Genomic DNA, 14,134 nt, shown 5'->3' with positions numbered 1-14,134 from the left:
GCCCCAGGAGGGGAGGTTCGGCCCCTGCCCCGTCAGGTAGCGCCCTTCGCACAGTGGCGGCACGGCAGGCACGGCACGCACGGCCCGGCCAAGGAGGTGTGATGCCCACGCGGACGCACATCGCGGTGATCGGTGTCGGCAACGAGTTCCGGCGCGATGACGGGGTGGGCTGGGCGGTCGTCGACCGGCTGCGCGAGCGGGCCGCGGAACGACCGCTGCCCAAGGGCTCGGTCCTCGCCACCTGCGACGGCGACCCCGCCCGCCTGATCGGCCTGTGGGAGGGCGCGGACCTCGCGGTGGTCGTGGACGCCGCGCACGCCCACCCCGCACAGCCGGGGCGCGTGCACCGGCTGGCGCTCGACGCGGCAGGCCCGCACCGGCCGCCGACCACCAGTTCCCACGGCCTCGGACTCGGCGAGGCCGTCGAACTTGCCCGTGTCCTCGGCCGGTTGCCCGGCCGCCTGGTCGTGTACGCGGTGGAGGGCGCCGACAGTTCTCTGGGCCGCGGCCTTTCGGCACGCGTGGCGGCAGTGCTTGAACCGCTCGTCGAGAGCGTCGAGGACGAGATCGTACGATACCGCGACGCCGCGGCGCGCGGCTGAGAGGGGCGGTCATGCCGCGGCGCAGCGCACTCCGCTTCGAGGTGTTCGGCACCGTGCAGGGGGTCGGGTTCCGCCCCTTCGTGCACCGCCTGGCGACCGGTCTGGGCTTGGACGGGTGGGCCGCCAACACCGCGGGCCACGTGCGGGGCGAGATCGCCGGACCGCCGGACGCGGTACGGGAGTTCACCGTGCGGCTGCGCACCGGCGCCCCGGCGCTGGCCCGGGTGCGGCAGGTGCGGGTGACCTCCGTGCGCGGCAGGATGCCGCCGCCCGCATCCGGCTTCGGCATCCGGCACAGCGACCCGGTCCGTGCCGGAACCGGGGGAGGGCGCGAGATCCCGCCCGACGCCGCGCTCTGTGCCGCCTGCCTGGGTGAACTCCTCGATCCGGCCGACCGCCGCTTCCGCTACCCGTTCATCGCCTGCTCGGACTGCGGTCCGCGCGCCACCGTCATCGTCGGCCTTCCCTACGACCGGGTCCGTACGACGATGCGGCGCTTCCCGCTCTGCGCGGCGTGCGCGGCGGAGTACGGCGACCCCGCAGACCGGCGCTTCCACGCCGAAGCGCTGGCCTGCCCCGGCTGTGGCCCTCAGCTGTCCTGGTCCGCGCCGGGCGGCACGGACGCGCTCAGTGGTGAGGAGGCGCTCGGTGGTGAGGACGGGCTGAACGGTGAGGAGGCGCTGCGGGCCGCGGTCAAGACCGTCGAGAGCGGCGGCATCGTCGCGCTGAAGGGTCTCGGCGGCTACCAGCTCGTGTGCGACGCCTTCGACCAGGGGAGCGTCGCGGCGCTGCGCGCGCGCAAGCACCGCCCGGCCAAGCCCTTCGCCGTCATGGTCCAGGACATCGCCTGGGCACGGAAGCTGGCCCGGATCTCGGAGACCGAGCGGGCCGTGCTGGAGTCGGCGACGGCTCCCGTGGTGCTCCTCGCCGCACGGAGCAGCGCTCTCGCGCCCGCGGTGGCGCCGGGGAGCGGCCGGGTCGGTGTGCTCCTGCCCACCACGGGGCTGCACCATCTGCTGATCCGTGAGCTGACCCGGCCGCCCGTCGTCACCAGCGGCAACCTCGCCGACGAGCCGATCGCCACCGACGACGCGGCGGCCCGAAGGGCGTTGGCCGGGGTCGCCGACGGCTTCCTCGGACACGACCGGCCGATCCGCGCCCGCTACGACGACTCGGTCGTGCAGACCGCCGGCCGCCGCGTGCTCACCATCCGCAGGGCGCGGGGCCTGGCACCGGCGTCCCTGCCCCTGCCCGTGGCGGCGCCCGTACCGCTGGCGGGGGCCGGTGCCCAGCTCAAGCACACCTTCACGCTCGCGGACGGGGAGCGCGCCCAACTGTCCCCGCACGGCGGCGATCTGGCGGACGCGACGACGCTGGACGCCTTCACGCACGCCTACGACGACCTGGTGCGGCTCACGGGCATCACCCCGCGCGCCGTCGCGCACGATCGGCACCCCGGCTACCTGTCCACCCAGTGGGCGCGGACCCAGCCGTGGCCCCGTATCGCCGTCCAGCACCACCACGCCCATCTGGCGGCGTGCGCGGCCGAGCACGGCCTGCGCACCCCGTTCACCGGGGTCGCCTACGACGGACTCGGGCTCGGGGACGACGGGACGCTGTGGGGCGGGGAGGTCCTCGTCGCCGATCTGACCGGATACCGGCGGGTCGGCCGCTTCGCGACGGCGCCGCTGCCCGGCGGAGAGGCCGCGGTCCGGCACCCCTGGCGGATGGCCCTCGGCTATCTGCACGGGACCGAGATGCTGGGCAGCCCCCGCCCGTACCCGTGGCTGACCAGGTGTTTCAACGAGCGGCTCGATCCCTCCGAGGCCGCAGTGGTGCGGTCCATGGTGGCGCGGGGCATCAACGCGCCGCGGGCGTCGAGCGCCGGACGGCTCTTCGACGCGGTGGCGAGCGTGCTGGGCCTGGCCGACTCCGTCAGCTACGAGAGTGAGGCCGCCGCCGCCCTGGAGGAGGCCGCGGGCACCGGACACGCGCTGCCGCTGGCACACCGTCTTGTGCTGGTGGACGGCGTGTGGGTGTACGACCCGGGCCCGACGCTGATCGATCTGCTGGCCAGGCAGTACGACGGCGAACGCGTCCCGGCGCTCGCCGCCGCCTTCCACGTGACGCTGGCCGTGGTCACCGCCGAGCTGGTCGCACGCGCCGTGGCGGAGGGCGCCCCGCGCACGGTCTGTCTCGCCGGGGGCTGCTTCGTCAACCGCCGGCTGCTCGCCGAGACGAGCCGGAGACTGCGGGCCGAGGGGCTGCGCGTGCTTTTCGCCCGGTCGGTCCCGGTGGGCGACGGCGGGATCAGTTACGGGCAGGCCGCCGTCGCCGCCGCCCGGCTGGCGAAGGGGTGAGCCACGATGTGCCTGGGCATCCCCGGCCGCGTCCTCGACGTCTTCGACGACGCCGGATTGCGCATGGCCACCGTCGACTTCGGCGGCGTACGCCGTCCGGCGTGCCTGGCCTACACACCAGAGGCCGCGGTCGGTACGTACGTCATCGTGCACGTCGGGTTCGCCATCACCGAGCTCGACGCGGCAGAGGCCGAGCGGACCCTTGAGGTGCTGCGTGGCATGGCGGAGGAGGTGGCGGGCGAACTGGGCGAGCCGCTGCCCGGAGCGGGCGGCGGATAGGGCCGGTCGGCCCCGGCCGACTGCCCGGCCAGCCCCTTCGGCACGCGGCGCGCGAGGCGGACGCTGAAGAGGTCAACCTGCCTCCGGGAGGCCCGATATGACGAACGACGAGCGCAGCCGACCCCCGGTCCACGCCCTGCTCGCCGACGGGACGACCACCTGTGTCAGGGACGCGACCGCCGAGGACCACGCGCAGGTACAGGGCCTGTACGAGGAGATGTCACCGGAGAATCTGCGGCTGCGGTTCTTCGCCGCGAGCCGCCGTTCCGCCGTTCAGGCCGCGGACCGGGCCTGCGCCGCCCCGCGTCCGGGCTACCGCGCGCTGCTCGCCGAGACCCAGGGGCAGATCATCGGCCTTGCCGAGTACGAGCGGACGGCGGCATCCGACGGGAGGACGGCGGAATCCGCGGAGCGTACGGCGGAATCCGGCACCGCCGAGATCTCCCTCGCCGTGGCCGAGGGACTGCACCACCGGGGCATCGGCACCCTGCTGCTCGAACATCTGGTCTCCGCCGCCCGCGCGGAGGGCGTCACCGCGTTCACGGCCGACGCGCTCGCCGACAACCACGAGGTCCTGAAGGTCTTCGGCGACCTCGGTCTGCGCACCGCCCGCCGCTTCGAGGGGCCCGAGGTGCGCTGCACCATCCAGTTGGGCGAGGACGAGGGCTATCTGACGGCGGTCGAGGCGCGCGGCAGCGCCGCCGACGTGGCCAGTCTGCGGCCGTTGCTGCGCCCGGAGTCGATCGCCGTGGTCGGCGCGGGCCGCAAGGCCGGGTCCGTCGGCCGAGCCGTGCTGCGCAATCTGCGCACCGGCGGTTTCACCCGGCAGCTCTTCGCCGTCAACCCGAGTGTGTCCTCCCTGATGAGCGTGGCCGCCTACCCGTCGGTCGCCGCACTGCCCCAGGTCCCGGACCTGGCGGTCCTCGCGGTGCCCGCCGGGGCCCTCAACGCCACGGCCGAGGAGTGCGGCAAGGCGGGGGTGCGCGCCCTGGTGGTCGTCACGGCAGGTCTGGACAGCGCCCAGGCGGCGGCCCTCCTCGCCACCTGCCGCGCGCACGGCATGCGCCTGGTGGGCCCGAACTGCCTGGGCATCTCCAACACCGACCGGGCGCTCGCGCTGGATTCGACCTTCGCCGCCCGGCATCCGCGCCGGGGCACGACCGGTGTCGCCGTGCAGTCCGGAGGGGTGGGGATCGCCCTCCTGGACGGACTTGACCGGCTCGGCCTCGGGGTGTCGAGCTTCGTCTCGCTCGGCGACAAGTACGACGTCAGCGGCAACGACCTGCTGCAATGGTGGGAGCGCGACGGCGTCACGGACCTGGCCCTGCTGCACCTGGAGTCCTTCGGCAATCCGCGTGCCTTCTCGCGCACCGCGCGGCGGGTGACCCGGCGCATGCCCGTGCTGACCGTGGACGCGGGCCGCAGCGAGGCGGGGCGAAGGGCCGCGGCCTCGCACAGCGCGGCGGCCGCCACCCGGACGATGACCCGGCAGGCCCTGTTCACCCAGGCGGGCGTCACAGCCACCGGATCGATCGGTGAACTCCTGGAGAGCGCCGCGCTCCTGCACGCCCAGCCCGCCCCCGCGGGCAACCGCGTCGCCGTCATCACCAACGCGGGAGGGGCGGGTGTCCTCGCGGCGGACGCGTGCGCCGAGGCCGGGCTCGCCCTGCCCGCGCTGCCGCCCGCCCTCGTCGACGACCTGCTGGCCGCCCTGCCCGCCGGGGCCACGGCGGCCAACCCCGTCGACGCCACGGCTGCCGTCACCGAGGCGCAGCTCCACAACGGTGTGAACCGCCTCATCCGGCACGGTGGCATCGACGCCGTGCTGGTGGTGCTCGTTCCCACCGCGGTCGCCGCGGCGACCGGCGACGATCTCAGCCGGGCCCTCACCCACGCCCCCGGCCGTCGCTCCCGAACGGTCGCCGCGGTCCGCCTCGACCAGGCGCTGCCCGTACGGCTCCTGCCCGCCGCGGAGGGCGGTTCCATACCGTCCTTCGCCGATCCCCGCGCCGCCGCCCGCGCCCTGGCCCACGCCGTGCGCCGCGCCCAGTGGCTGGCCCGACCGCCGGGCACCGTCCCGGACCTTCTCGGGGTGGACACCAAGCGCGCCCACGCGGTGGCGGAGGCCTGGCTCGCGGCGCACGACGAGGGCGGCTGGCTGGATCCGCGCGCCTGCGCCGAGCTGCTGTCCTGCTACAACATCCCGCAGCTGCCGTGGGCATGGACGGAGACGGAGAACGACGCCGTCGTCGCCGCCGGGCGCCTGCGCGGCCCGGACGGCCGGGTCGTCCTGAAGGCGCACTGGCCCGGCCTGCGGCACAAGAGCGAACAGCACGCCATCCACCTGGACGTGTGCGGCGACAGCCAAGTACGCGCCGCCTTCCGCGACTTCGAGACGCGGTTCGCGGGCCTGCTGACCGGTGTGGTGGTCCAGCCGCTCGCCGAGCGCGGCACCGAGATGTTCGCCGGTGTGGTGCAGGACGAGGTGTTCGGTCCGCTGGTCCTCTTCGGGCTCGGCGGCACGGCCACGGAGCTGCTCGCGGACCAGGCCGCCCGGCTCGCTCCGCTCACCGACGTCGACGTCCACGACCTGATCACCGCGCCCCGCTGTGCCCCGCTGCTCTTCGGCCACGGGGGCAGCGGCCCGGTCGACCTCGAAGGCCTGGAGCAGCTCCTGCACCGGCTCTCCCGGCTCGCCTGCGACCTGCCCCAGCTGGCCGAGGCCGACTTCAACCCCGTTCTCGCCCGGCCCGGTGGCACCACGGCTCTGGATGTGCGCGTCCGGCTGCTGCCGCGGATCGCCCACGACCCGTATCTGCGCCGACTGCGCTGAGGAGGAGAGATGAGGCACAGCAAGATCGGTTCGGTGATGACCGGCGAGGTCGTCAGCGCGCGGTACGGCACCCCGTTCAAGGAGGTCGCCAAGCGCCTGTCCGAGCATCGCATCAGCGGACTGCCCGTGATCGACGCCGACGACAAGGTGATCGGGGTCATCTCCGAGACGGATCTGCTGGTGCGCGAGGCGCGGGCTTCCGGCCCCGACCGGCCGCGGCGGCGCCCGCGCATGCCGCTGCTGCCGGGCCGCGCCGCCCGCGAGGGCCGGGCCAAGGCGACGGCACGGACCGCGGGCCAGCTGATGTCCGCCCCGCCCGTCTGCGCCCACGCCGACGACACCATCGCCGAAGGCGCCAGGGCCATGGCCCGGCACAAGGTGGAGCGGCTGCCCGTCGTCGACGACGAGGACCGCCTGGTCGGCATCGTCACCCGGCGCGATCTGCTCCAGGTGTTCCTGCGTCCCGACGACGCGATCCACCGGGAGGTGATCGAACAGGTCCTCGTGCACGCCCTGTGGCTGGCGCCGCGGACCATCGGCGTCGAGGTGCGCGACGGTGTGGTGACCCTTGAGGGACAGCTGGAGCGCCGCAGCGAGATACCCGTGGCCCTGCACATGACGCGGGAGATCGACGGCGTCGTCGCGGTCGTGGACAAGCTCACCTACCACGTGGACGACTCCCACCTGAAGCCGAACGACCAGGCCATGCGGGGAGTGGCCGACGACTGGCTGCGCAAACTCTGAGAGGGGAACGCCCACCATGACCATCAAGGTGCTCGTCGCCTACGCGACGAAGAACTGGTCGACGGCCGAGATCGCCCGCACCATCACCGACGTGCTGAAGAAGGAAGGTCTTGAGGCCGAGATGCGGCTGGTGTCCGAAGCAGGTGACGTCCAGGTGCATGACGCCGTCGTGCTGGGCAGCCCGCTGTACTCCGGCCGCTGGCACAAGGACGCCCGCCGGTTCGCCCAGCGCAACGCCCACACCCTGGCGCGGCGGCCACTGTGGCTGTTCAGCAGCGGCCCGCTCGACGCGACGGCAAGTGAGCGGGACATCCCGCCCATCCCGGCCGTCAGCCGCACGCTCATCCGGCTCAACGCACGGGGGCACGCCACGTTCGGGGGCTGCCTGCAAGAAGGAGCGAAGGGCCGCGTCGCCCGCATGATCATCAAGTCCGGCAAGGGCGGCGACTTCCGCGACTTCGCCCGGATCTCCGCCTGGGCCGAGGGAATCGGCGAGGCGCTGCGCAAACAGTTCGCGGTGCGCGAGGGACGTGCCTGAGGGGGATGGGCATGACACGTGACGGAGACGAAGCCGCAGCCGCCCCCGGGGACGAAGCCGCGGCGGTCCTCGACCGCGAGGGCCTGGACGCTCTGGTCGCGGCGCTCAGGGCCGACGGGCGCACCGTCGTCGGCCCCACCGTCCGGGACGGCGCGATCGTCCTGGCCGCACTCGACTCGGCCGGTCAACTGCCCTACGGATGGGGTGTGGAGCTGGAGGCCGGGCACTACCGGCTGCGGCGTCGTGCGGACGGGGCCGCCTTCGCGCACTCGGCGGGCCCGCAGTCCTGGAAGAACTTCCTGCACCCGCAGCGCGAGAAGCTGTGGAGCGCGGACCGCGCGCCCGACGGGACGGTGGCGTTCAGCACCGGGACCGTTGAGCGGCCCTCCTACGCCTTCCTCGGCGTCCGGCCCTGTGATCTGCGGGCCATCGCCATCCAGGACCGGGTCCTGACCGGGGGCCGCTTCAAGGACCGCGGCTATGGGGAACGCCGGAGGGGAGCGTTCCTCATAGCCGCCGAGTGCACCGAACCGGGCGCCACCTGCTTCTGCGTCTCCATGGGCAGCGGCCCCGGCGCCGACGCGGGCTTCGACCTGGCTCTGACCGAGGTCATCGACGGGGCGGGCCACCGCTTCCTCGCACGCTCGGGCAGCGCGGCGGGTGCGGAGCTGCTCGGCAGGATTCCGCACCGCGCGGCCGACGCCACCACGCGGGAGGCGGCCGGTACCGCGGTCGCGGAGGCCGCCGACAGGATGGGCCGGGCGATGCCGCCGGTGGACTTGCGGCGGCTGATGGGGGAGAGCCTGGCGGCCGAACGCTGGAACGACGTCGCCGCACGCTGTCTGACCTGCGGCAACTGCACCATGGTCTGCCCCACCTGCTTCTGCGTCACCACCGAGGAGGTCACCGACCTCACCGGTGACCACACCGAGCGCTGGCAGCGCTGGGACTCCTGCTTCGACCTGGACTTCTCCTACGTCCACGGCGGGCCCGTGCGCTCCTCGGGCCACAGCCGCTACCGGCAGTGGCTCACCCACAAACTCGGCACCTGGCACGAGCAGTTCGGCAGCTCGGGATGCGTGGGCTGCGGACGCTGCGTCGTCTGGTGCCCCGCCGGCATCGACATCACCGAAGAAGCCGCGGCGCTGCGGGCCGAGGCGGAGCACGCCGCACCGGCCGGACAGCCGGACCGCGAGGAGGCGGAGCGATGAGCAACACCACGACGCTGCTGGGCGCCCTCCCCACCGAGCACCGCAAGCGGCTGCTCCGGATCGCCCGCCACACGTCCTTCCCCGCTGGTACCCGGCTCTTCGAGGAGGGCGGGCACGCCGACCGGTTCTGGGTCGTGGACACCGGAACCGTCGTTCTGGACATGCACGTCCCCGGCCGCCGCTCCCCGGTGATCGAGACCCTCGGCCACGGCGAGCTGATCGGCTGGTCATGGCTGTTCCCGCCCTACGTCTGGCAGCTCGGCGCGGCCGCTCAGACCCCCGTACGAGCCGACGAGTTCGACGCCCTCGCCGTCCGGCTGATGTGCGAGAACGACCCGGCCCTCGGCGCGGTCGTCGGCCAGTGGGTGGGCCGTGTCCTCGCCCACCGCCTCCAGGCGGCCCGCACCCGGCTGCTCGACCTGTATGCCCCCTACGGCAGCGGAAGCGGTGCGCGGGGATGACCTCCCCGCCGGTTCCCTACCGTGTCGTCGCCCGCTGGGCGGAGACACCGGACACCGCCACGCTCCGCCTGGAGCCGGTCGGGGAACCGCTGGAGCCCTTCTCCCCGGGTCAGTTCGCGATGGTGTGGGCCTTCGGGCGCGGCGAGATCCCGCTGTCGGTCAGCTCCATCCCCACCACCGGAGGCCTCGCCCACACCGTCCGTGGCGTCGGCGCCGTCTCCGAAGGGCTGTACGCCGCGCGGCCGGGCGACGTCCTCGGGCTGCGCGGCCCCTACGGCACCGGCTGGGAGCTGGAGCGGGCCGCAGGCCGCGACCTCGTCGTCGTCGCGGGCGGCATCGGTCTCGCTCCGCTGCGCCCGCTCATCCGGGACGCGGTGGCCGACCCCGGGCCGTACGGACGGCTCAACGTCCTGCTGGGCGCGCGCACCCCCGCCGACCTGCTCGCGAAATACGAGACCCGGCAGTGGAAGACCGCGTACACGGGCGTCACCGTCGACCGGCCCGACGGCCGCTGGGCGGGCCAGGTCGGCGTCGTCACCAGACTGCTCGGCCAGGCCCGCTTCACCCCCCGCGACACCACCGCCTTCGTCTGCGGCCCCGAACCGATGATCCGCGCCACCGCCCGCGACCTCCTGCACCGGGGCGTACCGGGCGAGCACATCCGCGTCTCCCTGGAACGCAACATGCGCTGCGCGACGGGCCACTGCGGCCACTGCCAGCTCGGCCCGCTGCTGCTGTGCAGGGACGGCCCCGTCGTCTCCTGGGACCGGGCGGAACCACTGCTCTACGTGAGGGAGTTGTGACGTGAGTCCACCGACGCTGGCCGTGTTCAAGCTGGCCTCCTGCGACGGCTGCCAGCTGACCCTGCTCGACTGCGAGGACGAACTCCTCGGCCTCGCCGGGCAGGTGCGGATCGCCCACTTCCTCGAGGCGTCCAGCGCGATCGACCCGGGGCCGTACGACCTGGCGCTGGTGGAGGGCTCCGTCACCACGCCCGCGGACGCCGAACGCGTCCATGCGATCCGCGCCGCCGCACACCGCCTGGTGACGATCGGGGCCTGCGCGACGGCGGGCGGCATCCAGGCGCTGCGGAACTTCGCCGACGTCGAGGAGTTCACCCGCTCCGTCTACGCCCGCCCCGACTACATCGACACCCTCGCCACCTCCACCCCCGTCTCCGCCCATGTGGAGGTGGACTTCGAGCTGCGCGGCTGCCCCATCGACCGCCGCCAGCTCCTGGAGGTCCTCACCGCCCACCTCGCGGGACGCAAGCCCGACATCTCCGGCCACAGCGTCTGCTTCGAGTGCAAGCGCCGCGGCACCGTCTGCGTCACCGTCGCCCACGGCACGCCCTGCCTCGGCCCCGTCACGCACGCCGGATGCGGGGCGATCTGCCCGGCGTACGGGCGCGGCTGCTACGGCTGCTTCGGCCCCTCCGGTTCGGTGAACCTGCCCGCGCTGATCCCGCTGCTGCGCCGCGACGGCATGGACGAACGCGCCACCGAGCGCTTCCTGCGCACCTTCAACGCCGCGGCGTTCGACGAGGAGCCACGCCGATGACGCACCGGGGCTCCCGCGTCCTGCACGTCGGCTCGCTCGCCCGGGTCGAGGGTGAGGGAGCGCTGCACCTGAGCGTCCACGACGGAACGGTCACCCGGGCGCAGTTGCGGATCTACGAGCCGCCGCGCTTCTTCGAGGCGTTCCTGCGCGGCCGCTCGTACACCGAACCACCCGACATCACCGCCCGGGTGTGCGGCATCTGCCCCGTGGCCTACCAGATGAGCGCCTGCGCCGCGATCGAGGACGCCTGCGGCGTCACCGTCGACCCGGCCCTGGCCGAGCTGCGGCGGCTGCTGTACTGCGGCGAGTGGATCGAGAGCCAGACCCTGCACATCTACCTTCTGCACGCCCCAGACTTCCTCGGCTGCGACAGCGCCATCGAACTGGCCCGTACCGCCCGGCACCACGTCGAGCGCGGCCTGCGCCTGAAGCAGGCGGGCAACGCGATCCTGGAACTCCTGGGCGGGCGCGCCATTCACCCGGTGAACGTGCGCCTGGGCGGCTTCCACCGCATACCGGCGGCCGAGGAGCTGACGGCACTCGCCTCGCGGCTGCGCCCCGCCCTGGACGACGCCTTGCGGACCGTCGAATGGGCCGCGGGCTTCGACTTCCCCGACGCCGAGACCGACGCCGACCTCCTCGCCCTGGCCGAACCGGCGGTGTATGCCATCGAGAGCGGCGTCCCCACCGTGCTGCGCACCGACGGAACCCTGACGCTCTTTCCGCTCGCCGCCTTCCCGGAGCATGTACGTGAGCGGCACCTGCCGCACTCCACCGCCCTGCACTCCACGCTCGACGGACGCCGCCATCTCACCGGACCACTGGCCAGGTTCGCCATCAGCGGCAGGCGGCTTTCCCCCACAGCCGCGCAGGCCGCCCGCGCCGCGGGACTGGGCGATCCGCTCGCGGGGGCCGTGTGCCGCAATCCGTACCGGTCCATTCTGGTCAGGGCCGTCGAAGTCGTCCACGCCCTCGACGAGGCCCTGCGGATCATCGAGGCCCATGAGCGGCCACACCGCCCGTACACCGAGGTTCCGGCCGCGGCGGGCATCGGGCACGGCGCGACGGAGGCCCCCCGGGGGCTGCTCTACCACCGCTACACCCTCGACGCGGACGGCACGGTGACCGACGCCTGCCTGGTGCCGCCCACCGCGCAGAACCAGGGCGCCATGGAGGACGACCTGCGCCGCACCGCACAGCGGGCGATCACGGACCGGGACCCGCCGGACGCCGAGCTGACGCGCCTGTGCGAACGCGCGATCCGCAACCACGACCCGTGCATCTCCTGCTCCGCCCACTTCCTCGACCTCACCATCGACCGCACCTGAGCCCCGGGAGGCCCACCGTGCTCCACACTTCGCGCACCGTGAGCGACGTGATGACGTCCACCGTCATCGCCGTGGGCCGAGAGGCCCCCTTCAAGGAGATCGTGGCTCTGATGGAGCAGTGGAAGGTCAGCGCGCTGCCCGTCCTCGCGGGGGAGGGCAGGGTGATCGGCGTGGTCTCCGAGGCCGACCTGCTGACCAAGGAGGAGTTCCGCGACAGCGACCCCTCCCGCTTCGACCAACTGCGCCGTCTCGCCGACCTCGCCAAGGCCGGCGGCGTGATCGCGGCCGAGGTGATGAGCACCCCGGCCGTCACCGTCCACCCCGGCACCACCCTGCCGCAGGCCGCGCGCGTCATGGCCCTGCGGCACGTCAAGCGGCTGCCGGTGGTCGACGAGCAGGGGCTGCTGCAAGGCGTCGTCAGCCGCAGCGACCTGCTCAAGGTGTTCCTGCGCACCGACGAGGAGCTGGCCGAGGAGGTGACCCGCACCGTCACTTCCTTCCTCTTCCCCGACGGGGCCGTCACGGTCGCCGTCGACGGCGGGGTGGTCACCCTCGGCGGCGAGATCCGGGACAAGGCCCTGGTCCCGGTCGCCGCCCGGCTCACCCGTGCCGTCGAGGGCGTCGTCGACGTCCGCATGCACCTCAACGGGCCCGGCGGCACCCCGGCCCGATGACGTACCTCGACGCGTACCGCGACCCCGCACTGGCGCGGCGGCTGCTGCACGAGCTGCGCCGTACCGCCACGCGGCCCTGGCGGATCATGGAGGTGTGCGGGGGACAGACGCACACCCTGGTCCGGCAGGGCATCGACACCCTGCTCCCCGCGGGCATCCGCATGATCCACGGCCCCGGCTGCCCGGTCTGCGTCACCCCGCTGGAGACCCTCGACCGCGCCATGGCCGTCGCCGCCCGCCCGGACGTCGTCCTCACCAGCTTCGGCGACATGCTGCGCGTGCCCGGCGGCGGTGATGACCTGCTCTCCCTGCGCGCACGGGGCGCCGATGTCCGCGTGGTCTACTCCCCGATGGACGCGGTACACATCGCCCGGGACACCCCGGAACGCCACGTGGTCTTCCTGGCCGTCGGCTTCGAGACCACCGCGCCCGCCAACGCGATGGCCGTCCTGCACGCCGCCCGGCTGAAGCTGCCCAACTTCTCACTCCTGGTCAGCCACGTCCTGGTGCCCCCAGCCATGACCGCCTTGCTGGCGGACCCGGAATGCGAGGTGCAGGCCTTCCTCGCCCCGGGGCACGTGTGCGCGGTCATGGGCTGGACGCAGTACGAGCCGATCGCCGCCCGGCATCATGTGCCCGTCGTCGTCACCGGCTTCGAACCGCTGGACCTGCTCGAAGGCGTCCTGATGGCGGTCACCCAGCTCGAACAGGGCAGGCACGAGGTCGAGAACCAGTACACGCGCGCCGTCCACCGCACCGGGAACACCCAGGCCCAGCGCGCCCTGCGACGCGTCTTCCGGCTCACCGACCGGCCCTGGCGTGGCATCGGGACCCTGCCCGGGAGCGGCCTCGAACTCACCGAGGAGTACGCCGCCTTCGACGCGGCCCGCCGCTTCGACGTCCGCGCCGTGCACAGCGCCGAGGACCCGCAGTGCATCGCCGGGGCCGTCCTCACCGGGGCCCGGCTGCCCACCGACTGCTCCGCCTACGGAACCCGCTGCACGCCCCGCACCCCGCTCGGCGCGCCCATGGTGTCCAGCGAAGGCACCTGCGCCGCCTTCCACGCCGCCGGACGGACCAGGAGCGCACCGGCATGAACCTCGACTGCCCCCTGCCCCGCCACGAGGACGAACTCCTGCAACTGGGACACGGCGCGGGCGGCCGGCTCACCGCCGAACTGCTGGACACGCTCGTGCTGCCCGCACTGGATGCGGCGCCGCACGGGCCGCACGGGCTGCACGGGCCGCACGAACCGCACGGGCCGCTTGAGGACGCCGCCCTCCTGCCGGGCACGGACGAACTGGTGCTGTCCACGGACTCGTACGTCATCAGCCCCCTGACCTTCCCCGGCGGGGACATCGGCTCGCTGGCCGTCCACGGCACGGTCAACGACCTGGCCATGCGCGGGGCCCTGCCGCTCGCCCTGACCCTCGCCGTGATCGCCGAGGAAGGGCTTCCCCTCGCGGAACTGCGGGCCGTCCTCGGCTCCGCGGGCGAGGCGGCCCGGCGGACCGGTGTCCCGGTCGTCACCGGGGACACCAAGG

Annotated in this window: 14 protein-coding genes; all 14 read left to right on the top strand. The window is 73.7% G+C overall.

The window, feature by feature from the left end; all coding sequences use genetic code 11:
* Positions 1-101: 101 nt before the first annotated feature.
* Positions 102-602, top strand: a complete 501-nt coding sequence (locus tag AB8Z36_RS12395) for a hydrogenase maturation protease (RefSeq protein WP_369213306.1) — start codon at positions 102-104, stop codon at positions 600-602.
* An 11-nt stretch (positions 603-613) separates the two neighbouring features.
* Complete coding sequence (gene hypF, locus AB8Z36_RS12390) at positions 614-2,962, top strand: carbamoyltransferase HypF (RefSeq protein ID WP_369213305.1); 2,349 nt, start codon at positions 614-616, stop codon at positions 2,960-2,962.
* Positions 2,963-2,968: 6 nt separating this feature from the next.
* Positions 2,969-3,241, top strand: coding sequence for a HypC/HybG/HupF family hydrogenase formation chaperone (locus AB8Z36_RS12385; protein ID WP_369213304.1), 273 nt, complete (start codon positions 2,969-2,971; stop codon positions 3,239-3,241).
* 97 nt (positions 3,242-3,338) lie between these two features.
* Positions 3,339-6,074, top strand: coding sequence for a bifunctional acetate--CoA ligase family protein/GNAT family N-acetyltransferase (locus AB8Z36_RS12380; protein WP_369213303.1), 2,736 nt, complete (start codon positions 3,339-3,341; stop codon positions 6,072-6,074).
* Between the two features lie 9 nt (positions 6,075-6,083).
* Positions 6,084-6,818, top strand: a complete 735-nt coding sequence (locus tag AB8Z36_RS12375; protein ID WP_369213302.1) for a CBS domain-containing protein — start codon at positions 6,084-6,086, stop codon at positions 6,816-6,818.
* A gap of 16 nt (positions 6,819-6,834) precedes the next feature.
* Positions 6,835-7,356, top strand: a complete 522-nt coding sequence (locus tag AB8Z36_RS12370; RefSeq protein WP_369213301.1) for a flavodoxin domain-containing protein — start codon at positions 6,835-6,837, stop codon at positions 7,354-7,356.
* Between the two features lie 11 nt (positions 7,357-7,367).
* The gene (locus AB8Z36_RS12365) at positions 7,368-8,567 is read left to right on the top strand and encodes a 4Fe-4S dicluster domain-containing protein (RefSeq protein WP_369213300.1); all 1,200 of its coding nucleotides are present in this window, start codon (positions 7,368-7,370) and stop codon (positions 8,565-8,567) included.
* Complete coding sequence (locus AB8Z36_RS12360; protein ID WP_369213299.1) at positions 8,564-9,028, top strand: Crp/Fnr family transcriptional regulator; 465 nt, start codon at positions 8,564-8,566, stop codon at positions 9,026-9,028. The genes AB8Z36_RS12365 and AB8Z36_RS12360 overlap by 4 nt, the downstream gene beginning before the upstream one ends.
* Positions 9,025-9,831 carry an FAD/NAD(P)-binding protein gene (locus tag AB8Z36_RS12355; RefSeq protein ID WP_369213298.1) on the top strand — a complete coding sequence of 269 codons (807 nt, stop codon included), beginning with the start codon at positions 9,025-9,027 and terminating at the stop codon, positions 9,829-9,831. The genes AB8Z36_RS12360 and AB8Z36_RS12355 overlap by 4 nt, the downstream gene beginning before the upstream one ends.
* A gap of 1 nt (position 9,832) precedes the next feature.
* On the top strand, positions 9,833-10,588 hold the full coding sequence (locus tag AB8Z36_RS12350; RefSeq protein WP_369213297.1) for an oxidoreductase: 756 nt from the start codon (positions 9,833-9,835) through the stop codon (positions 10,586-10,588).
* Complete coding sequence (locus AB8Z36_RS12345; RefSeq protein ID WP_369213296.1) at positions 10,585-11,916, top strand: Ni/Fe hydrogenase subunit alpha; 1,332 nt, start codon at positions 10,585-10,587, stop codon at positions 11,914-11,916. The genes AB8Z36_RS12350 and AB8Z36_RS12345 overlap by 4 nt, the downstream gene beginning before the upstream one ends.
* 17 nt (positions 11,917-11,933) lie before the next feature.
* Positions 11,934-12,590 carry a CBS domain-containing protein gene (locus AB8Z36_RS12340; RefSeq protein ID WP_440581900.1) on the top strand — a complete coding sequence of 219 codons (657 nt, stop codon included), beginning with the start codon at positions 11,934-11,936 and terminating at the stop codon, positions 12,588-12,590.
* On the top strand, positions 12,587-13,687 hold the full coding sequence (gene hypD, locus AB8Z36_RS12335) for a hydrogenase formation protein HypD (protein WP_369213295.1): 1,101 nt from the start codon (positions 12,587-12,589) through the stop codon (positions 13,685-13,687). Before AB8Z36_RS12340 ends, hypD begins: the two co-directional genes overlap by 4 nt.
* A partial coding sequence (locus AB8Z36_RS12330; RefSeq protein ID WP_369213294.1) for an AIR synthase related protein occupies positions 13,684-14,134 on the top strand: 451 nt, incomplete at its 3' end. The genes hypD and AB8Z36_RS12330, both read left to right, overlap by 4 nt.

The organism is Streptomyces flavofungini, assembly GCF_041028215.1.
GTDB classification, from domain to species: Bacteria; Actinomycetota; Actinomycetes; order Streptomycetales; family Streptomycetaceae; genus Streptomyces; species Streptomyces flavofungini_B.
Note: the sequence above shows the minus strand (reverse complement) of the source record. Positions and strands in the feature narration are given on the sequence as shown.

What these genes read in the sequence shown, in the direction of transcription:
- AB8Z36_RS12395 (WP_369213306.1), top strand. Translation starts at nt 102, where the DNA reads ATGCCCACGCGGACGCACATCGCGGTGATCGGTGTCGGCAACGAGTTC.
- AB8Z36_RS12345 (WP_369213296.1), top strand. Translation starts at nt 10,585, where the DNA reads ATGACGCACCGGGGCTCCCGCGTCCTGCACGTCGGCTCGCTCGCCCGG.
- AB8Z36_RS12370 (WP_369213301.1), top strand. Translation starts at nt 6,835, where the DNA reads ATGACCATCAAGGTGCTCGTCGCCTACGCGACGAAGAACTGGTCGACG.
- AB8Z36_RS12375 (WP_369213302.1), top strand. Translation starts at nt 6,084, where the DNA reads ATGAGGCACAGCAAGATCGGTTCGGTGATGACCGGCGAGGTCGTCAGC.
- AB8Z36_RS12360 (WP_369213299.1), top strand. Translation starts at nt 8,564, where the DNA reads ATGAGCAACACCACGACGCTGCTGGGCGCCCTCCCCACCGAGCACCGC.
- AB8Z36_RS12365 (WP_369213300.1), top strand. Translation starts at nt 7,368, where the DNA reads ATGACACGTGACGGAGACGAAGCCGCAGCCGCCCCCGGGGACGAAGCC.
- AB8Z36_RS12355 (WP_369213298.1), top strand. Translation starts at nt 9,025, where the DNA reads ATGACCTCCCCGCCGGTTCCCTACCGTGTCGTCGCCCGCTGGGCGGAG.
- AB8Z36_RS12385 (WP_369213304.1), top strand. Translation starts at nt 2,969, where the DNA reads ATGTGCCTGGGCATCCCCGGCCGCGTCCTCGACGTCTTCGACGACGCC.
- hypF (WP_369213305.1), top strand. Translation starts at nt 614, where the DNA reads ATGCCGCGGCGCAGCGCACTCCGCTTCGAGGTGTTCGGCACCGTGCAG.
- hypD (WP_369213295.1), top strand. Translation starts at nt 12,587, where the DNA reads ATGACGTACCTCGACGCGTACCGCGACCCCGCACTGGCGCGGCGGCTG.
- AB8Z36_RS12380 (WP_369213303.1), top strand. Translation starts at nt 3,339, where the DNA reads ATGACGAACGACGAGCGCAGCCGACCCCCGGTCCACGCCCTGCTCGCC.